The following is a 20198-nucleotide window of genomic DNA, read 5'->3' on the forward strand; positions in this document are numbered from 1 at the left end:
TGCGCCAGTTGGCGGAATTGTCGTCAGAGTTGATCCAATCAGGCGACTTCCGGGATTTCGTCCCAGACCAACCCCTGCCCGGGCAGACGGGCCGCCTGTTCGGGTGTGCACAGGATCGGGCGGACTGCGCCCGGCGTCTCAAACAGTTTGCGCAGCAATGTGTTGGTCATTGCGTGACCCGACTTGTCGCCAGTGAAGTGACCCAGAATTGGGCCGCCCGCTAGATACAGGTCACCCAGTGCATCCAGCATCTTGTGGCGCACGGCTTCATCCGCATGGCGGAAACCACCGGGAGTCAGGACTTCGTCACCCTGAACAACGACAGCATTTTCCAGCGTACCGCCCAGAGCCAAACCATTGTCGCGCATCGCTTCGACGTCGGTGCGGCGGCAGAAGGTCCGACAATCGCTGAGCTCACGCGCGAACGATCCGTTGCGCATGTCCAGACGCTTGGTCTGGCTGCCAATCGCACTGTCCTCAAAGTCGATGTGGAAATCGATGATCAGCCCGTCCGCAGGCGCAATCGATGCGCTGGCACCTTCACGCATAGCAGTCACCGGCTTAAGAACTTCGTAGGCCAGAACGGGGCTGGCCTGACGGCGAACGCCCTTGGCCATGATTCCGCGCACGAAATCGATTGACGAACCGTCCATGATCGGAACTTCGGGACCGTCGATTTCGATCAGAGCGTTATGAACACCACAACCGGCCAGAGCCGCCATGATATGTTCGACAGTGGAAACAGAGACACCCGCGTCGTTGATCAGACGGGTGCAGAGCGGGGTGCGCTCAACCACGTCATAGATCGCAGGGATGAGGGCATTGCCCAGCTCAATATCCGTCCGCTTGAACCAGATGCCGTGACCGGCAGCAGCCGGTTTCAGGACCATCGTCGCAGGCTTGCCGCTGTGCAGCCCGATGCCTGTAAACGTGACCGGAGATTTGAGCGTATGTTGCAAGGTGAACCTCGAAGAGTGGCGTCCGACCTGGTTCGGCCGTGTTGGACACTCAGTTAAGGAAGGCCGCGTCAAGGCTCAACTCACTCTTTGTAACCAAATGAAACATGGGTGTAACAGATCGGCAAATCCCTGCTTACACCCCTTCAAATACCTGTAAAACAAAAGAAAAGGGCCGCCATTTGGCGACCCATTGTAGTCATTTTGTTACCGCGATCAGTTGGCCTGACGGCGCAAAAAGGCGGGGATTTCGATCCGATCCTGCTCGGGGTCTGCTTCTTCCCGCGCAGGTGCCGTAGCGTCAGCTTGGCGCATTACAGGCTGCTGACGCGGCGGTTGGGCCGGTGTGTCGGCCGCATGACCGGTCATCCGGTCGATCAACCGATTGAAGCCAAACCGGGGCCGATCATGCGCCTCTCCCTGCGGTGCAGGGGCCGGTTGAGGGGCTGTGGGACGAACCATCGAGGGGCTCCGCTCGGACTGCGGAACGTTCTGAACGGCGGCCTGCAGTCGCTGCAGTGCCTCGGGCGAAGGTGTACCCGCTGCCGGTTGAGGCTGCGGAGCGACAAAGCTCTCAGGCGCAGTCTCAACCGGTTCGGGGGTCGGCTCAAATTCTGCAACACGCGGCTGGTATGCCGGGGGCGGCAGACCGTCATCATCCTGCTCAACACGCGGCTGGAACTGGGGCTGCGCGGGCTCTTCCGATGTTTCAAACAGTGAGGGTTCGCGGTTCATTTCGGGCTGCGGTGCGTGCTCAACTGTCTCAGCCGCGACCGGTGCTTCTTCTTGTGCAGGCTCTTCAGCCGAAACCGTGCGTGTCAGCGGAGCCGACATCGAGCGGCGCGCAACCGGAACGTCATCGGTTTTCTCGCTGGCGTCGATACCTGTAGCGACGACCGACACGCGCATACCGCCTTCCATCGCGGTATCCAGGGTCGAACCGACGATGATGTTTGCTTCGGGATCTACTTCCTCGCGAATGCGGTTGGCGGCTTCGTCCAGTTCGAACAGGGTCAGGTCGTGCGAGCCGGTGATGTTGATCAATACGCCCTTCGCGCCCTTGAGGCTGATCTCGTCCAGCAGCGGGTTGGCGATGGCTTTTTCGGCAGCCTGAACCGCGCGATCTTCGCCGGTGGCTTCACCAGTACCCATCATCGCTTTGCCCATTTCGTCCATCACTGCGCGAACATCAGCAAAGTCGAGGTTGATCAGGCCCGGACGCACCATCAGGTCGGTCACACCCTTAACGCCTTGATACAGAACGTCGTCTGCCATCGAGAACGCCTCGGTGAAGGTGGTCTTTTCGTTGGCCAGACGGAACAGGTTCTGGTTCGGGATAATGATCAGCGTGTCGACGACCTTTTGCAGCATATCCACGCCGTCTTCGGCCTGACGCATGCGCTTGGCACCTTCGAACTGGAAGGGCTTGGTCACAACACCCACTGTCAGTACGCCCAGCTCACGCGCGGCCTGTGCGATGATCGGCGCAGCCCCCGTGCCGGTGCCACCGCCCATACCAGCAGTAATGAAGCACATATGTGCGCCTGCCAGGTGATCAACGATCTGCTCGATGCTTTCTTCTGCAGCTGCGGCACCAACAGCCGGACGGGCCCCTGCCCCCAAACCTTCGGTGACTTTCACGCCCAACTGAACTCGCGCCGAAGACTGGCTTTGCTGCAGCGCCTGCGCATCTGTGTTGGCGACCACGAAATCGACGCCGTCCAACTGTTTCTCAATCATGTTGTTGACAGCGTTGCCGCCAGCACCACCAACGCCAAATACTGTAATCCGAGGCTTCAGTTCGTCGTGCCCGGGCATCGAAAGATTCAATGTCATGCTCTGTCCGCCTGTTTTATTGACCCGCCAAAGCGGTGTTTTTCTTACCTATCCTGCATCAATCCTACCGTTCGAAACGGCAAACGTCACGCCAAAAATCGCGTGAATCCACAAAATATGGAGGAAATAAGGCGCTGACCGGCAGTATTTCGCAAATACTCCCAGATGTTGCGGAAAGAACTCAATGTAGCACAAAACAGGCGATATACGCGCGGCAACCAACCGACGCTTCACCAAGAAGACTCATAACTGTCGAACTGCGGAAAACTGCTCAGGTCCTGCCGCGGGCCTCTGTCGGGCCATGTGGATATCTTGCGGGATAATCTAGTCGGCTGCAACCCATTTCTTTAACCAATCGGGGCACTTGGACAGTTCAAACCGTCCTCGGTGATACTGCGCACCTCTTGAATTTCAGAATGCGTGAAAGTTGCCAACCGCACCATTAACCGGTCTTCGTGCAGGAACGGCCACCAGCAGACGGGGACACCGTCCTCATCATCGTCATACAGAAAACAGATCTGCCCGTCGGGCGTCGTGATCTGACCATAGACACACCCCCGCCCCACCATCCGCCAAACTGAAAGCGTAGCGCTGAGGAATTCCTCGGTGCCTACCAATTCGCCAGTGGGATAGTCGTGGAACGTGACGGTCTTGCCCTGAACCGCGCTCAGGAACACTTCGGGCGTGATCCGGGTCTGCGCCTGTGCTGCCAGCGGGATCAGCGCCAGCAGCGCGGCAATCCCAGCCTTACCAATTGTCACGGAACCAGCGCACGGCGCGTTTGAACGGGCGCGCAGCATAGGTGTCGACGGGAATTTCGAAATCCCACCATTCGTCCTGCGGGTGCGCCGCAAACAGGCTAAGCCCCACGGCAGATGAGAACCCCGGCCCTGTCGCCGATTGCGGCAGACCATGAACCCGCAGCGGACGCCCTAGGCGAACGCGCTGACCAAGGATGCGCGTGGCAAGGCCATCCAGCCCCATGATCTGACTGCCCCCACCGGTCAGGACGATCTGTTGGCTGGGCATGTGCTCGAACCCTGCCGCATCCAGGCGCACGCGCACTTCTTCGAGGATTTCCTCGACGCGGGGCCGCATGATTCCGATCAGCTCGGCACGGCTGACAGTGCGCCGGTCGTGTTCCCAGTCACCGGTATCACCGCCGATGTCGATCAGGTCGCGGTCATCCGCGCCGGTGGCATGTACGCCACCATTGAATGTTTTGATCCGCTCTGCCACGGAAGCCGGAATGCCCAGCCCCATCGAGATGTCCGAGGTCACGTGATCGCCGCCCATGCGAACACAATCGGCATAGATCATGTGCTTTTTCATGAAGATCGAAACGCTGGTTGTTCCGCCACCCATGTCGATGCAAGCCGCGCCTAGTTCCTGTTCGTCCTCGACCAGCGCAGAAATACCAGACACATAGGCCGAGTTCGCAATCCCGGCCAATTCCAGATCGCACCGCTTGATGCAGCGTACGATGTTCTGGATCGCGATCGCATCGACGGTCAGCATATGCATGTCGACGGCAAGACTCTGCCCCATTTGCCCGCGCGGGTCGATCAGGCCCGAGCGATTGTCGAGCGCGAAGTTCACTGGTTGGGCATGAAGTACCTCGCGCCCCGCCCCGTAATCCGGCACGTCGCAGGCGTTCAGAACGCGGCCAACTTCGGCCTCATTCACGACCTGGCCTTCCAGATCGACCTGCGCGTCAAGACCATAGGACCGCGGGTTGGCGCCCGAGAAACAAGCGATGACGTGATCTACACGGATATCGGCCATCTTCTGCGCCGCCTGCAGCGCAGTACGAATAGCGCGTTCGGTTTCCTGCATGGCGGTGACTTCGCCAAACTGCACCCCGCGCGACCTGGTGGTAGCCGCGCCGATGACCCGAAAGCCGGTCTGACCCGCCATCGAGCCGATGGTGTTGTCCTCGCTCAGCCGACCGGTCCCGTCGAAACGCAGCACTAGGCAGGCAATCTTGGAACTGCCAACGTCAAGAATTGCAACGACACCGCGCTGCATTGCCTGTCTGCGCATCTGCCGCATGGCACGCTGGGACTGATAAAGATCGGTCATCATGGTCTTATTGCTCGCTACCCACTGTCACTTTTGTATTCCACCAGTCTTCGCTGGCGGCTTTGGTCATTCTTATTGTTGGACGCTGCCCAAGGCGCATGTCGACGACTGCCACGTCGCGTTCCAGAAGGTCCTGCACCTCATTCACAGCCAGGACGCGCTCCAACGCACGCACCGGACGTTCGGTCGGCAACATGATGCGCTGGCCCCGGTCCATGACCAGATCCCAGCGACGTTCGCCAATTCGCACCAGCCCGCGCACGCGACCACCCAGGCTGCGGGCGGTTGTCAGCAATTCCAGCGCCTCACCCACATGGCCGTCGGCACCTTCACCGGCGATCAGTGGTAAATTCGGGTGATCCTTACGAGCGGCGATACGTTCCACATGGGCGCCGGTTTCATCCAGCAACTCGATCCCGTTCCGCGTACGCCAGATGATGACAGGCTGACGCTCGACCACATCAACCTGCAGAATACCGCCCGGACGCACGCGTACTGTGGCCGACTTAACTGGATTCAAGCCGATGATTGTATCGCGGATCTGCTCGACATCCAGATCCCAGGAACTGATCGGGAAATCCAGAGGCACGACCTCGCGTATATCTTCGGACAGGTTGGTCCCTGCCCCATCAATGGCCATCAGATTGACCATGAATTCGGGTCGCTGCTGGATCGAGGTTTTGATGTCGGCCACATAGGCCACCACTGCGTCGCGACGCTCCTGCGAACCGAAATAGATGCCGGCCGCCGCACACATTGCAAGTACCGGCAACCCGAACTTCAAACCGCGACGAATTCCCGGTGTCAGCATCCAGCGCTGCAACCGATAGCTGAGGCGCGACGGCGCCGGGTCGAAGCGACCGGCCCCGGCATTGCGGCCAAACAAGCCACGCAATCGCAGCTTGGGTTCGGCACCCGAGCGCGCCCCGGATTCGAAATCCGCGTCCGGACCGGCCAGCTGTTTGGACCGATGAATCACAGGCGCCCGGGTGGCTGTCAGCGGTCGCATGAAGCGTCCCCCACCATCCAGGCGCAAAGCTGTCCGAATGTCATACCCAGATGCGCGGCCTGTTCCGGCACCAGCGACGTTGGCGTCATGCCGGGCTGAGTATTGGTTTCCAGCAGGAACAGCCCATCTGTGCCCATGCTGTCATCCCAACGGAAGTCCGTGCGGCTGACGCCTTTGCATCCCAACGCACTGTGCGCGCGCAATGCGTAATCCATACAACGGTCGAAAATGTCGGCTGGAATGTCGGCAGGCAGGACATGCCACGATCCGCCGGGCTTATACTTGGCGTCGTAATCGTACCAGCCGCCATCGGTCATGATCTCGGTCACCGTCAGGGCACGGTCGTCCATCACTGTGACAGTCAACTCGCGACCAGCGATGTACTTCTCGACCATCACCAGATCGGGCATCTCATCTGACAGTTGCGGCGGGCCATTGGACCCTTCTTGCACGATGTAGATGCCGACGCTGGACCCTTCGTTGTTGGGCTTGGCCACGTAAGGAGGCTCCATCACGTGGACCTTGATAACCTCAACTTTGGGAACGATCACACTTGGAACGACAGGCAGGCCTTCGGCCTCGTAAACCTCTTTGCTGCGCTGCTTGTCCATGGCCAGAGCCGAGGCCAGCACACCGGAGTGCGTGTACGGAATACGCATCCATTCCAGCAGCCCCTGCACACAGCCATCCTCGCCCCAGCGGCCATGCAAGGCGTTGAAAACCACATCCGGCTTGATTTCCAGAAGGCGCGCATAGAGGTCAGGACCTGCGTCCAACTCGACCACTTCAAAGCCTTCTCCCTTTAGGGCGGCTGCGCATTCGCGCCCAGAGCTGAGAGACACCTCGCGTTCTTTCGAGGGTCCGCCCATCAATACCGCCACTTTGGGGTTTGTCCTGCTCGACAGTCCCACTTCGTGCGCCTCAATGTCCCCGGACCTTATGTCGTGGTCCGTACTGCGTTTATGCCTTTGATCCGTCGCCTTAAATTGCCTGTTATTGGTCTGACGGTAAGGGCCTTATTCTGCCAGCGGATCACCGACCCGCATGATTTCCCACTCTAGCGTGATGCCGCTTGTTTCGTAAACCTTTTTTCGCACATCTTCACCCAGACCTTCGAGGTCGGCAGCGGTGGCAGTACCGGTGTTGATCAGGAAATTCGAGTGCTTTTCGCTCATCTGCGCGCCACCCCGTGTTGCGCCACGCATCCCGGCGTTATCGATCACCTTCCAGGCCTTCAGGTCGTGCACATCATCCGCCCGTCCGGTCGAAGAAAATCCGGCCGGATTGCGGAACGTCGAACCGGCACTGCGGTCCTTGGTCGGCTGCGTTTCGTCGCGTTTTTGCAACTGAGCCGACATTCGGGCATGCAACTCTTCGGGATCGCCCGTCGCGCCTTCGAACGTGGCCGAGACCAAAACGGCACCCTCCGGAAGGTCGGACTGTCGATAGCGGAAGTTCAGGTCTTCCGGTGTCAGGTCCGCCAGGTCACCTTTCCGTGTGACGATGGTGGCCTTCCGCAGAACATCCGCAGTATAGCTGCCGTAGCAGCCTGCGTTCATCCGGACCGCACCGCCGACTGAGCCGGGGATCGTGCGCAAAAAGGCCAGATCCACCCCCGCATCCGCCGCTTTGCGCGCCACATGCGCGTCCAGCGCTGCGGCCCCGGCGGTGACGGTGTTGCCCTCAACCGAAATGCCGTTGAACCCGCGCCCCAACCGGATCACAATCGCGCGCAGACCTCCGTCACGGACGATCAGGTTCGATCCAACGCCCATTGGGAACACCGGAACGTCCGCCGGAAGATCACGCAGAAAGGCTTGCAAGTCTGCAATGTCGGCTGGTTGAAACAGGAAATCCGCTGGACCGCCAACGCGGAGCCAGGTCAGGTCGGAAAGGGTTCGGGCCTCAGACAGGCGACCCCGAACAGCAGGCATACCGTTCATGCGTTTGCCCGGTTCGCCAGATTGCGCCCGCCGACACCGCCCATGATGACGGCAAAGAGGAAGGGCAACACGGCACCGGTCAACCAGACGAAGGGACCGAAAGCCTGTTGTTCCTCGCCCGTTTCAACGCCCGCAAGCATCACGATCAGCACCAGACCAGCGGCTGAGGTCAGACCAATCAGCCATAGCAAGGCTTTGGTCCCAACCCAGCGCGCGGCGACCAGGCCGGCGATGCCGCCCAGAACGAGCGCAATGAGCGGCAGATAAGCGAATGTGGCAATGTCGACCATAGGGGCCTCCTGAAAATGGTCGGTTACTTGTTCGTCGTCTTCATGCCCTGCAATTTCGCTTTTGTCCAACGGGTCAGGTAAATCACTGGCCAACGCAGCACAGACATGCCCATCACCAGAACAACCAACCCGATCCACGGGCCGTTCTGCAATGTCACATAGCCGAGAATCGGGATGCCGACGCCAATCAGGATATATGCGCGGGTCCAGTGGTTGTCTTTGCTTGGGATCATTGCCAGCACGTTTGCGACAATTCCCCACAGGGCGGCCAAAGCGATCGACCAGTTCATTCCTCAACCTCGCGCCCCGTCCATCGGCGCCAGTAATAGCGAATGGGGTTGCGGAACATGGATGCAAAGGCCGCAAAGGCCAGCACAGAGAAGAACCAGCCAAAGTCATGGCCCAGCCAGACAATCAGCGCAGGGGCAGAGACGAATAGGACAACGCCCGGCGGGAATTGCAGACGCATTGGCAGCATGGCCACGATCGTCGAGGCCACAACCCACAAGGCAGCGAATACGACCGAATACACCTATTGCCCCTCCAAGGACATTCTCATCTGCGGTTGCGACGCGACACTCTAAAGTTGCATCGCAGCGGAGTCCATGGTGCTACACGGCTTGTTTGTGCTGCAAACGCTCAGGCAACCCATTGGCCCAGGCGCTGATCGTACCGGCCCCAAGGCAGACAACCATGTCACCGGGGCGGGCCTGTTCGCGTACAAGGCGTTCCAGATCGTTTTCGTCCAGCAATGCCCGAGCATGGCGGTGCCCGTGGCGGATCAGGCCCTGCACCAGATCATCGCGGCTGGCCCCCTCGATTGGATCTTCTCCGGCGGCAAAAACATCGGCGATGGCCACGACATCCGCGTCGTTGAAGCAGGTACAGAAATCGTCAAACAAGTTCGACAGGCGCGAGTAACGGTGCGGCTGATGCACGGCGATGACGCGGCCACCGGTTGCCTGACGGGCAGCCTTCAACACAGCCGCGATTTCCACCGGGTGGTGCCCATAGTCGTCGATGATTGTGACGCCATCCACCTCTCCGACCTTTGTGAAGCGTCGATTGACGCCGCCGAAATTGGCGAGCGCATCGCGGATTTCCGACGATTTCATACCAAGATGGCGGGCAACGGCCACGGCAGACAACGCGTTCGAGACGTTGTGATCGCCGGGCATCGGCAGGGTGCAGCCCTTGATCACCTTGTCTTCGTTTTGCAGATGAATGTCGAAATGGGCCACCCCGCCCTTGTAGGTCAGGTTTAGTGCACGCACATCCGCCTGCGCATTGAAGCCATAGGTCCGCACGCGCCGGTCGGTGATCCTGCCCACCAGAGCCTGTACTTCGGCATGATCGGTGCAGCAGACGGCAAGGCCATAGAACGGCAGGTTCGAGACGAACTCGTGAAACCCATCGCGCAGTTGGTCGAAATCGCCCCAATGCTCCATATGCTCGGGGTCGATATTGGTAACGATAGCGATGGTTGCGGGCAGACGGTTGAACGAGCCGTCGGATTCGTCGGCCTCGACCACCATCCATTCGCCCTGCCCCATCCGCGCATTCGAGCCATAGGCGTGGATAATGCCGCCATTGATGACGGTTGGGTCAAAATCACCGGCTACCATCAATTCAGCCATCATCGTCGTGGTCGTGGTTTTGCCATGCGTGCCCGCGATCGCGATATTCGACTTGAGGCGCATTAGCTCCGCCAACATGTCAGCGCGGCGAACCACCGGCAACCCTCGCGCCCGCGCGCCATCAAGTTCCGGGTTACCCGGTTTGATCGCCGTCGACACCACCACAACAGCGGCGTTTTCCAGGTTTTCGGCCCGTTGACCAACAAAGATCTCAGCCCCCAAACCAGCCAGACGATCGGTGATCTTGGACGCCTTCAGGTCCGATCCCTGCACCCGGTAGCCAAGGTTCAACAGCACTTCGGCGATCCCTGACATCCCGATACCACCGATCCCCACGAAATGGATCGATCCTACGTCCTGCGGCAGTTTGGTTGCTGGATTCATGTGGTCTCCTTCTGCGCCAATTGTTCGACAAGAGCGACCAGACGCTCGGTCGCGTCGGGGGCACCGGTCGAGAGGGCGGCATGGGCCATCTTTTGCGCGGCTTCGGGGTTGGTCAGAACTGCGGTGATTTGCTCTGTCAGCGATGGAACGTCAAGCACGTTTTCGGGAATCATGATCGCACCGCCTGCCTGAACCAACCCGCGCGCGTTGGCGGTCTGATGGTCACCCGCGGCAGCGGCAAAGGGGATCAGGATCGATGGCCGCCCGATGACCGAGATATCGGCAACGCTGGACGCACCGGCACGTGAGATGACCAGTTGGGCATCGGACATGCGCCGGGGAACATCATCGAAGAACGGAAGGACTTCGGCACGGATCCCGTGCTCGGCATAGAACGCAGTGACCCGTTCGCCATCCTCGTCGCGCGCCTGATGGGCCACGCGAATATGGTTGCGCAGGTCTTCGGGCAACGCGGCGATAGCACCGGGGACAACGTCGCTGAGAATGCGTGCGCCTTGAGAGCCGCCCATTACCAGAACCGACATCGGGTAATCGCCCGGCGGGATGTAACCGGCGGCCGCGCGATCCAGAACTGCGGCCCGGACGGGGTTTCCGGTATGGATACCGTTGGCACCCTCTGGCAGGTCGGTTGGCCAGGCACCACAGGCCACGATGGCCACGCGCTTGGCGAACAGTTGGTTCACGCGCCCCAGAACACCGTTCTGTTCGTGGATCATACGCGGAACGTTCAGCATCGTTGCTGCCCCCAGCGCCGGGATCGACGGGTACCCACCAAAGCCCACGACCACATCCGGTTTATCCCGCATCATCTGGATCGCAACGTTGGTGACGCCTGCAGCAATTTTGGGTCCGACCATGGCCTTGGCGGCCAGCCCACCGCGCGCAAATGTGGCCGAGGCAACCTCGACAATCTCGGTCGTTTGCGGAAAACCACCAGTATACCGTGCACCGCGCTCATCAGTGGACAAACGGACGCGCCAGCCTTTGTTCAGCATCGCTTCGGCCAGCGCCTGCGCGGGGAACATGTGGCCCCCGGTGCCGCCAGCAGCAATCAACAGGTAAGGTTTCCCCATTATCCTCTTCCGCGCAGAATATCGCCAAGTTCGCCCTGAGGGCGGCTTCGGGTAAAGGCCAGCAACATGCCGACGGCGATGCCACCCGCGATCAGTGATGAACCGCCATAACTGACGAAGGGCAACGTCATACCCTTGGCAGGCAGCAGTCGCACAGCCACACCCATGTTGATCATTGCCTGAACGCCGAACATGCAGGCCAGACCGGTCCCGGCTAGGCGGATAAACATGTCCCTCTCGCGCATCAGTCTCAGCAACGAGCGTACCACGATCAGCGAATAGAGTGCGATGATGATCAGCACCAGGATCAGCCCATATTCCTCGGCCGCGACAGCGATGATGAAATCGGTATGGGCATCAGGCAGAGACCATTTCACCTGCCCTTCGCCCACGCCGACTCCGAACAGGCCGCCCTCGCGGATGGCGTTGGTGGCATAGCCAAGCTGCGTGGTCGGGTCGACCTCCTGGTTCAGAAAGCCGTCGATACGACGCGCAAAGTGTTCCGAATTCGAATAGGCGAACATGCCGCCCAGCACCACGACCCCGGCCATGCCGACCAACAGCAGCATCGGCGCCCCAGCCACGAAGTACATCACGCCCCAGCCGAACAGGATCAGACAGGCCTGTCCGAAATCCGGCTGCAGCACCAGCATCGCCACAATCGCCATACACAGCGCAAAGGACCAAAGCCGCCCCGGCGGGCCGTTGATTTCCTGCGATGCGGCCAGAAGCCACGCTGCGACAACGACAAATCCGGGCTTAAGAAACTCTGACGGTTGCATCGACGCAAACCCCAGCGAATACCAGCGCACCGCCCCTTTTCCGAAATCCGTACCGAAAACAGGCAGGAAAGCCAGCGCCACAAAAGCGGCCAGAAAGCCCAGAACCGCCAGACGCCGCACCAATGTCGGCGACATCATCGAGGTCAGCAGCATCGCAATCAGCGCCAGACCGCCGAACAGCACCTGCCGCTCAACATAGTGGAACGGATCAAACCCGTTGCGCCCGGCCAGCGGCGGCGAAGCAGCCAGTCCCAGCAACAGGCCGATGACAAACAGGATCAGCACGCAGGACATCGTCCAGCGATCAATTGTTCGCCACCACTTTGGAAGAATCGGTTCGCCGCGCTGGTCCTGGACCGCGCCATACACCATCTCAGTCATGAGATACCGCCACTATCTGCCTCGTTAAAACGTCCCGTTTTCGGGATCTGATTGAGAGTCTACAGGGATTTTTGCGTTTGGGCTAGCGGAATGACTGGCGGCCATGGAATTTGGTGGCCGAAAGCTGCCGCCGCAAGTATGGCGACCATTTTCTGATTTACCGGAGGCTTAAGCAACCAAGTCGTAGTGCTTGATCGTTCTGGATTCGACGAGTTCAGCCTCAGCCGGATCAATATGTGGGCTCGTATAGTCGTCTCCGATGAAGGCTTTCAATGCATCCAAGCTGCTCCAGACCATGACAAAGCTGAACTCGCGAGGCGTTTCCTTGCGTGGAGCCCCCGGTAGAACTTGAACGATCCCGTCCGTATTTTGCATCAGGGGAATCGCCGTCTCGTGAAAGAACTTTGAGAACTCAGCCTCTCTACCGGGCCGAACTGTGACTTGGAAATTCGCATGATCATCTGGGCGTCCTCCTATGCAACGGGCGCGACTGAGGGTCTTGCACGGCAGGAGTCTAGCACAATACCTCCTCGACCCTTCACGCTGACATTCGCTTCCACTTGATATCTCCGCCATTTCCCGCCATGCGCTGCGCATGACTTATGACGCGATCATCCTAGGTGCCGGCGCGGCCGGTATGATGTGCGCCGCGCATTGTGGCGGGCGGGTGCTGGTGATCGATCACGCGAAGGCGCCTGGTGAGAAAATCCGCATTTCAGGCGGAGGTCGCTGCAATTTCACCAACATGTATGCGGCGCCCGGAAACTTCCTGTCCCAGAACCCGCATTTCTGCAAATCCGCACTGGCACGGTACACGCAATGGGATTTCGTAGATCTTGTCGGACGTCACGGCATCGCGTGGCATGAGAAAACGCTGGGCCAGTTGTTTTGTGACGGGTCGTCGAAGCAGATCATTCAGATGCTGTTGTCCGAGATGGAGCGCGTCGGGGCAGATTTATGGGTGAGAACCGAGCTGAAAGACCTGCGCAAAACTGACGCGGGGTTTGCACTGGAAGTCGAACGCGAGGGCCAGCGCCTGAAACTGACCTGCGCCAACCTCGTGCTGGCCACTGGTGGCAAATCCATCCCCAAGATGGGCGCGACCGGACTGGCCTATGAAATCGCGAAGCAATTCGGGCTGCGCCTGACCGAAACGCGGGCCGCGCTTGTGCCATTCACCTTTTCGAACGGACAGTTCAAAGATCTGTCCGGCGTGTCCCTCCCCGCGCGGCTGTCCAATGACCGCACCAGCTTTGACGAAGCCCTGTTGTTCACCCATCGCGGCCTGAGCGGGCCATCGGTTCTGCAACTGTCTTCTTACTGGCGGGAAGGTGAAACGATCCGGGTTAACCTGATCCCCGACCTTCCTTTGTTCGACGTGCTGCGGGATCAGCGGCAAAGTGGCGGGCGTAAAGCGCTGACAACTGAACTGGCACGCCATGTTCCGGCAAGGCTGGTGGAATACCTGAGCAAGCACATCTCAATGCAAGGCAATCTGGCTGATCAGTCCGATGCCGCGCTGACGGACCTGATTAGTGCCCTTTCGAACTGGCAACTGACCCCGTCAGGCACCGAGGGCTATCGCACAGCCGAAGTGACGCTGGGCGGGATCAATACCGATGACCTGTCATCCAAAACAATGGAGACCAGGGATATCCCTGGCCTCTTTGCGATTGGCGAAGCGGTGGATGTCACCGGCTGGTTGGGCGGGTACAACTTCCAGTGGGCTTGGTCCTCGGGCCACGCCGCGGGAACTGCAATCGCGGCTAAAGCTTAACCGACGACGTTGTAACCACGACCGCGCATACAGTTGCGGACGATCACTTCCTGGTTCTGGGTGTTTTGCAGCGCGCTGGCTCCGGCACCGATCAGCGCACCGGCTGCGGCTGTACGTCCCAGATCGCTTGCGCTGTCGTCGATAATGGCTTTGGTTCCCGCAGCACCAACGGCACCGACGGCTGCCGCTCCTGCCGTTCTGCTGTTCAAAGTTGGCTGCGACCTTGCCAGAGCCTGACACTGCGCCAGATCCGCATTGTAGTTCGGGCTCACCGGACCGTCGATGACCGGCTGATAATTCGCACCGATATTTGTGCATGCCCCCACGACCAGAATGGCGGGCAGGATCAGAGAGAGTTTACGGTATGGCATAGTCATGACCTCGTGTTGAATTTGCAGGCAAGCAAAACCAATAAACATGGCGCGTCAAGCTGATAGCGCCTCAGTTTGGCCCAACCGGCGGTCTATTGCAAACGGCTATTCCGGCAGCCTCTGCCGGACCTGCTCAACGAAATCCTCTCCACGCTTTTCGAAATTGTCATACTGGTCGAAACTGGCGGCCGCCGGGGCAAGCAGGACGGTTTCACCGGGTTGGGCGTCCTTCATGGCTTGCTCGACAGCCTCGGACATCGTGGTGCACACCTGCGCGTCTGCCTCAAGCTGCATGGCGAAGTTCGCCGCCTCGCGCCCTATGACATAAGCTTTGATGACCTGATCCGACGCGCCGTTCAGGGAGGCCAGCCCGCCCTCTTTTTCAAGCCCTCCGCAAATCCAGCGGATTTGCTTGAATGCACTCAAGGCTTTGAGGGCACTGTCGACATTCGTCGCCTTGGAGTCATTCACGTAGGTGACACCGCCCGATTCGGCTATGATCTGACTGCGATGTGGCAAGCCCGGATAGCTATGCAGCGCGCCTTCGATCACACGCGGCGCCAACCCCAGCGCGCGGCAGGCAGCATAGGCGGCGCAGGCGTTCTGATGGTTATGCGCGCCAGGCAGCCCCTTGATCCCGCGCAGGTCAATCGATCCGGCCTGCCGCGCCTTGCGGTACTCCGACAAAAAGCCCTTGCGGGCAAAGACCTGCCATCCCGGGCCGGTCAGCTTACGTGCGACTGAAACGCGGATCACCCGGTCATCCGCAGGACCTTCAGCCAGTTGACCTGCCAGAAATGCCCCCTCTTTCTCGTCGACACCGATCACCGCCCGATCCGGTCCACCTTCTGAAAACAACCGGCGCTTGGCGGCGAAATAGCCCCCCATACCGCCATGCCGATCCAGATGGTCTGGCGAAAGGTTGGTGAAAACGGCCACATCCGGTGTCAGCGCCCGGGCCAGTTCGGTCTGATAGCTGGACAGCTCCAGCACTACGACGGATCCGTCACCGCCCGGATCTATATCCAGCACACCGCGGCCGATATTGCCCGCCAATTGGGCCTCACGCCCGGCCTCGGTCAGGATATGATGGATCAGCGCCGCCGTAGTCGATTTCCCGTTCGACCCGGTCACCGCGATCACGCGCGGCGGGGTGTCATAGTTGTTCCACTCTGGCCCAGCGAAGGAGCGGAAGAACAATCCTATGTCATTGTCAACCGGAACACCGGCCTCAAGCGCGGCTGCAACGACTGGATTCGGATCAGGATAGAGATGCGGAATGCCCGGCGAGACGATCAGCGAGGCGATATCATCAAACGCCCCATGACGTCGCAGATCGGCGCAGGTGAACCCTTCGGCCTCAGCCTTTTCACGCGCGGCGGGGTTGTCATCCCAGCACACCGGCTCGGCCTTGCCCGCCAGCAACGCACGCGCCGTGGCCAGCCCCGACCGGCCAAGCCCCAGAACCGCAACCTTCTGCCCTGAAAACCCTTTGACCGGGATCATTCTGCCCACCCTTTTTTGACTTTGGATTGGCCGCCACACTGCACCGAAGAATTCCCGGATGGCAAGGGCGGCAAAAGGCTCGCGCGACAGCGCGAGCCGGGCCCAACAGGTGGCAGGTGGACCGCAGGTCCGCCGAACCTGGCGGGAGCGTTACCGAACTTTCAGGGTCGCCAGACCGATCATCGCCAGGATCAGAGAGATGATCCAGAACCGGATCACGATGGTCGGCTCGGCCCAGCCCTTTTTTTCATAGTGGTGATGGATTGGTGCCATCAGGAACACGCGGCGCCCAGTGCGCTTGAAGTACAGGACCTGAATGATCACGCTCAACGCCTCGACCACGAACAGGCCACCCACTACGGCCAGCACCAGTTCGTGCTTGGTGGCCACCGCAATCGCCCCGAGCGCACCGCCCAGTGCCAGCGATCCGGTGTCACCCATGAACACCGCTGCGGGCGGAGCGTTGTACCAAAGGAAACCAAGGCCGGCGCCAAACAGTGCCGAAGTAAAAATGAAAATCTCCCCCGTTCCGGGCACGTAATGCACGTCCAGGTATTCGGTAAAGTCGACCCGTCCCACGGCATAGGCAATCACGCCCAACGTCGAGGCCGCGATCATCGCGGGCATGATGGCCAGACCGTCCAGACCATCCGTCAGGTTCACCGCATTGGCCGCCCCGACGATCACAACAATCGAGAACGGAATGTAAAAGATCCCGAGATTGATCAGAGTATCCTTGAAGATCGGCAACGCCAGTTGGTTCTGCAGCCCTTCGGGGTGGTGCAACGTGGCCCACAATGCCGCCAGAACTGCGATGATGACGCCCAGCGCCAACCGCATTCTGCCTGAAACGCCCTTGGTGTTCTGCTTTGAGACCTTGGCATAGTCATCCGCGAACCCAATCGCAGCGTAGGCCAACGTCACAAACAGAACCATCCAGACATAGGGATTGTCCCACCGCGCCCAGACAAGGGTCGATGTTACAAGCGCGCCCACGATCAGCAATCCGCCCATAGTAGGCGTACCGGCCTTCGAGAAATGCCCCTCCGGGCCATCATCCCGGATCGGCTGACCCTTGCCCTGCTTTTTCCGCAGTACGTTGATCAGCGGTTTACCGAAGAGAAAGCCAAAAATCAGCGCGGTAAGAAAGGCGCCGCCTGCGCGGAACGTAATATACCGGAAGAGGTTGAAAAAATCTCCTCCGTCCGACAGGGCGGTCAACCAATAGAGCATTACAAAACCTTTCTCACACAGGGGTCGCGGGCGCGGTCATCGATCAAGCGCGCCCCCTTGCCCCATTTTACGCAAACCGTCAACAATCTGTGCCAGCGCCATGCTCAGCGATCCCTTGGCCAGCACCGTATCGCCCGCATCAATCAGCTCGGGCAGATGTTCAACCATCTCGGCGCTGGTCTCGGACCACAGCCCACGTTTTTCAGCCGGAAGCGCACCGTGCAGCGCCTTCATCAACGGGCCGACGCAATGCACCTGATCGACACGTTCCATAGCGGCGATATCTGCCATCGCCGCATGCATAGCAACTTCATCGGCCCCCAACTCTTTCATATCGCCCAAAAAAGCGATGCGGCGCGTACCCTTTGCGGCCGCAAGAACGTCCAGCGCGGCCTCCATCGAAGTTGGGTTCGCGTTATAGCTGTCGTCCAGCAGTTCGATCTGACTGCCATCTGCCAAGGCGATCTGTTCGCGCACACCGCGCCCCTTGACCGGCGACCATCCGCCGAGGCTGGCGATCGCCTTGTCCAGATCAACGCCCAATTCGACGCAGGCCGCCAAAGCTCCCAAAGCATTCATGGCGAAATGGGTCCCTGCGGACTGCACATCAAACGAGATCGGTTTTCCTGCAATCGACGCCGTCGCATGCACCGAGTCGGCATCTTGAGCCACACTGGTCAGCGTGAAGTCCGCTGCGTCGCAGCCGAACTCGACCGGTTTTGCACCGAGTTTCTGCGCGCTGGCCCGCAGGATATCTGCGTGTTCGATGTCTGCATTAACAATAGCCGCGCCACCTTGCGCCAACCCGTCAAAGATCGCCGCTTTTTCGTGCGCGATACCCGCTACCGAGTCGAAGGCTTCGAGGTGCACGGCCGCCACCGTTGTCACAAGCGCCACGTGCGGTCTGGCCTGAATTGCCAGCGGACCGATTTCGCCGGGGTGGTTCATACCGATTTCGATCACTGCAAATTCGGTGTCGCTTGGCATCCGAGCAAGAGTCAGCGGCACGCCCCAATGGTTGTTGTAACTGGCGACGCTGGCATGGGTTTTGCCTTGCGTTTCCAGAATGGTCGCCAGCATTTCCTTGGTCGAAGTCTTGCCGACACTGCCGGTCACGCCAACCACCCGCGCGCCGGTTCTGGCCCGAGCGGCCTGACCGAGCGCCTCCAGCCCCGTTTGCACATCCTCGACAATCAGCAAAGGCGCATCCTCAGACACGCCTTCGGGAATACGGGACACCAAAGCCGCCCCGGCCCCTTTTTCCAAAGCCTGCGCGACGAAATCGTGCCCGTCCCGCGCGGCCTTGAGCGCAACGAACAAGTCGCCCGGCTGAATGGTGCGGGTGTCAATCGAGACACCATTGACCACCCAATCGGTCGTGGCACGCCCGCCGGTGGCTTCGGCGGCCTCAGCTGCAGTCCAGAGCGTCATGCGACCCTCCCGTCCAAAGCAGCCACGCTGATGCTGGCTTGCTCGGCGTCGTCGAAGGGCAGGACCTGATCACCGACGATCTGGCCGGTTTCGTGTCCCTTGCCCGCGATCAACAGCGCGTCCCCCGGCTGAAGGGCGTCAATGCCACGCAGGATCGCTTCGGCACGGTCGCCGACTTCCGTCGCGGCTGGCGCACCCTCCATCACGGCGGCCCGGATCGTCGCCGGGTCCTCACTGCGAGGGTTGTCGTCGGTGACAAAGACCACATCAGCATTGTCAGCGGCAGCTTTGCCCATCAGAGGGCGCTTTGTCGCATCGCGATCTCCACCCGCACCAACGATGGCAATAAGGCGACCCATCACGTGCGGTCGCAGCGCCTTGAGCGCCGTAGCCACCGCGTCGGGCGTGTGGGCGTAGTCCACAAATACTGCCGCGCCATTATCGCGAGTTGCGGCCAATTGCATACGACCACGGACAGTTGTCAGGTGCGGCAAGGTTTCGAACACACGTTCCGGCTCCTCACCCGCTGCAATTACCAAACCGCAAGCCAGCAGGATGTTCTCGGCCTGAAACCCACCAATCAGGTTCAGACGGGTTTGAAAAACCTTGCCCTGCCAGGAAAACCGCAGGTCCTGACCCGTTGCATCAAAGCGTTGGTTGATGAGACAAAGATCGGCGTCGCCCACTCCAACAGTCAGCACGTCCTGACCGCGTGCATTTGCAATCTGACAAACCTGAGCGCCCTTGGGATCGCTCATATTGACCACGGCCGTACCGTCCTGCGGCAAAACCCGATCAAACAGACCCGCCTTGGCGTCAAAATACGCCTCGAACGTCTCGTGGTAATCCAGATGGTCCTGTGTGAAGTTCGAAAAGCCGGCAGCCACAAGATGCACACCATCCAGTCGGCGTTGTTCGAGACCGTGCGATGACGCCTCCATCGCCGCACGGGTCACGCCGTTTTCGGCGGCCTCGGACAGGCAGCGATGCAGGGTAATCGGCTCGGGCGTCGTATGAGCCAGCGGCGCCGTCCAAGCACCCTCGACACCGGTTGTGCCAAGATTGACAGCGGCGTGCCCTAGTTCGGTCCAGATCTGGCGCACAAAAGTTGCGACGGATGTTTTGCCATTGGTTCCCGTAACGGCCACGATAGTCTGAGGCTGCGCGCCGAACCACAACGCGGCGCATCCGGCCAACGCCTGACGTGGGTCTTCGACCACGATTAGCGCTGCATCTGACCCCGCGAGTTCCTCGGAGGCAATCTCGGCCCCTTCGGCATCCGTCAGGACCGCAGCAGCACCCATGCGCAGAGCAAATTGAATGAATTCACCACCATGAACGCGCGTACCGGGAAGTGCCGCGAACAGGTAACCGTCTTTGACCTCTCGGCTGTCGACCGCCAGACCGGTGATGTCTGGATTAACACCCCCTCGCGCGGTCAGGGCCAGTTGGCTGAGTTTCTTTGTCCTTGTGCCCATGACCCACC

19 protein-coding genes and 1 pseudogene are annotated in these 20198 nt (G+C 60.0%); 1 reads left to right on the forward strand and 19 read right to left on the reverse strand.

Annotated features, from left to right (window positions below):
* Positions 1-38 precede the first annotated feature (38 nt).
* The 14 genes and pseudogenes from lpxC to ACR0AA_RS03710 all read right to left on the reverse strand — a co-directional run bounded on the left by lpxC (position 39) and on the right by ACR0AA_RS03710 (position 12855).
* A complete protein-coding gene (gene lpxC / locus ACR0AA_RS03645; protein WP_480662613.1) occupies positions 39-959 on the reverse strand; it encodes a UDP-3-O-acyl-N-acetylglucosamine deacetylase in 921 nt (306 codons plus the stop codon).
* A gap of 213 nt (positions 960-1172) precedes the next feature.
* Positions 1173-2792, reverse strand: a complete 1620-nt coding sequence (gene ftsZ, locus ACR0AA_RS03650) for a cell division protein FtsZ (RefSeq protein ID WP_480662611.1) — start codon at positions 2790-2792, stop codon at positions 1173-1175.
* Positions 2793-3139: 347 nt separating this feature from the next.
* The gene (locus ACR0AA_RS03655) at positions 3140-3553 is read right to left on the reverse strand and encodes a hypothetical protein (RefSeq protein ID WP_480662609.1); all 414 of its coding nucleotides are present in this window, start codon (positions 3551-3553) and stop codon (positions 3140-3142) included.
* Positions 3540-4874: a cell division protein FtsA gene (gene ftsA / locus ACR0AA_RS03660; protein ID WP_480662884.1), complete on the reverse strand. Its 1335-nt coding sequence runs from the start codon at positions 4872-4874 to the stop codon at positions 3540-3542. The genes ACR0AA_RS03655 and ftsA overlap by 14 nt, the downstream gene beginning before the upstream one ends.
* A 7-nt stretch (positions 4875-4881) precedes the next feature.
* The gene (locus ACR0AA_RS03665; protein WP_480755463.1) at positions 4882-5883 is read right to left on the reverse strand and encodes a cell division protein FtsQ/DivIB; all 1002 of its coding nucleotides are present in this window, start codon (positions 5881-5883) and stop codon (positions 4882-4884) included.
* Complete coding sequence (locus tag ACR0AA_RS03670) at positions 5871-6752, reverse strand: D-alanine--D-alanine ligase (RefSeq protein WP_480662605.1); 882 nt, start codon at positions 6750-6752, stop codon at positions 5871-5873. The genes ACR0AA_RS03665 and ACR0AA_RS03670 overlap by 13 nt, the downstream gene beginning before the upstream one ends.
* 147 nt (positions 6753-6899) lie before the next feature.
* A complete protein-coding gene (gene murB, locus ACR0AA_RS03675; RefSeq protein ID WP_480755464.1) occupies positions 6900-7826 on the reverse strand; it encodes a UDP-N-acetylmuramate dehydrogenase in 927 nt (308 codons plus the stop codon).
* Entirely contained in the window at positions 7823-8116 is a 294-nt protein-coding gene (locus ACR0AA_RS03680; protein WP_480755465.1) for a hypothetical protein, read from the reverse strand. The genes murB and ACR0AA_RS03680 overlap by 4 nt, the downstream gene beginning before the upstream one ends.
* A gap of 23 nt (positions 8117-8139) precedes the next feature.
* Positions 8140-8406 (reverse strand): DUF2484 family protein, encoded by a 267-nt coding sequence (locus ACR0AA_RS03685; RefSeq protein ID WP_480755466.1) that lies wholly within the window; start codon positions 8404-8406, stop codon positions 8140-8142.
* Positions 8403-8648, reverse strand: a complete 246-nt coding sequence (locus tag ACR0AA_RS03690; protein WP_480755467.1) for a DUF2484 family protein — start codon at positions 8646-8648, stop codon at positions 8403-8405. The genes ACR0AA_RS03685 and ACR0AA_RS03690 overlap by 4 nt, the downstream gene beginning before the upstream one ends.
* A gap of 79 nt (positions 8649-8727) precedes the next feature.
* Positions 8728-10137, reverse strand: a complete 1410-nt coding sequence (gene murC, locus ACR0AA_RS03695) for a UDP-N-acetylmuramate--L-alanine ligase (RefSeq protein ID WP_480755468.1) — start codon at positions 10135-10137, stop codon at positions 8728-8730.
* Entirely contained in the window at positions 10134-11231 is a 1098-nt protein-coding gene (locus ACR0AA_RS03700; protein WP_480662594.1) for a UDP-N-acetylglucosamine--N-acetylmuramyl-(pentapeptide) pyrophosphoryl-undecaprenol N-acetylglucosamine transferase, read from the reverse strand. Before ACR0AA_RS03700 ends, murC begins: the two co-directional genes overlap by 4 nt.
* Positions 11231-12394, reverse strand: a complete 1164-nt coding sequence (ftsW, locus tag ACR0AA_RS03705; RefSeq protein ID WP_480662592.1) for a putative lipid II flippase FtsW — start codon at positions 12392-12394, stop codon at positions 11231-11233. The genes ACR0AA_RS03700 and ftsW overlap by 1 nt, the downstream gene beginning before the upstream one ends.
* 168 nt (positions 12395-12562) lie before the next feature.
* A pseudogene (locus ACR0AA_RS03710) lies at positions 12563-12855 on the reverse strand (antibiotic biosynthesis monooxygenase family protein).
* A gap of 134 nt (positions 12856-12989) precedes the next feature.
* Between ACR0AA_RS03710 and ACR0AA_RS03715 the strand changes: the two are divergent.
* Positions 12990-14171, forward strand: coding sequence for a BaiN/RdsA family NAD(P)/FAD-dependent oxidoreductase (locus ACR0AA_RS03715; RefSeq protein ID WP_480755469.1), 1182 nt, complete (start codon positions 12990-12992; stop codon positions 14169-14171).
* Here the strand turns inward: ACR0AA_RS03715 and ACR0AA_RS03720 are convergent.
* The 5 genes from ACR0AA_RS03720 to ACR0AA_RS03740 all read right to left on the reverse strand — a co-directional run bounded on the left by ACR0AA_RS03720 (position 14168) and on the right by ACR0AA_RS03740 (position 20190).
* Positions 14168-14542: a glycine zipper family protein gene (locus ACR0AA_RS03720; RefSeq protein WP_480662586.1), complete on the reverse strand. Its 375-nt coding sequence runs from the start codon at positions 14540-14542 to the stop codon at positions 14168-14170. The genes ACR0AA_RS03715 and ACR0AA_RS03720 overlap by 4 nt on opposite strands.
* A gap of 105 nt (positions 14543-14647) precedes the next feature.
* Complete coding sequence (gene murD / locus ACR0AA_RS03725) at positions 14648-16048, reverse strand: UDP-N-acetylmuramoyl-L-alanine--D-glutamate ligase (RefSeq protein WP_480662584.1); 1401 nt, start codon at positions 16046-16048, stop codon at positions 14648-14650.
* A 150-nt stretch (positions 16049-16198) separates the two neighbouring features.
* The gene (gene mraY, locus ACR0AA_RS03730) at positions 16199-17281 is read right to left on the reverse strand and encodes a phospho-N-acetylmuramoyl-pentapeptide-transferase (protein WP_480662582.1); all 1083 of its coding nucleotides are present in this window, start codon (positions 17279-17281) and stop codon (positions 16199-16201) included.
* Between the two features lie 36 nt (positions 17282-17317).
* On the reverse strand, positions 17318-18712 hold the full coding sequence (locus ACR0AA_RS03735) for a UDP-N-acetylmuramoyl-tripeptide--D-alanyl-D-alanine ligase (RefSeq protein ID WP_480662580.1): 1395 nt from the start codon (positions 18710-18712) through the stop codon (positions 17318-17320).
* Positions 18709-20190 carry a UDP-N-acetylmuramoyl-L-alanyl-D-glutamate--2,6-diaminopimelate ligase gene (locus ACR0AA_RS03740; protein WP_480662578.1) on the reverse strand — a complete coding sequence of 494 codons (1482 nt, stop codon included), beginning with the start codon at positions 20188-20190 and terminating at the stop codon, positions 18709-18711. The genes ACR0AA_RS03735 and ACR0AA_RS03740 overlap by 4 nt, the downstream gene beginning before the upstream one ends.
* Between the last annotated feature and the right edge of the window lie 8 nt (positions 20191-20198).

The sequence above is a fragment of the Ruegeria sp. CE8 genome, assembly GCF_056537465.1.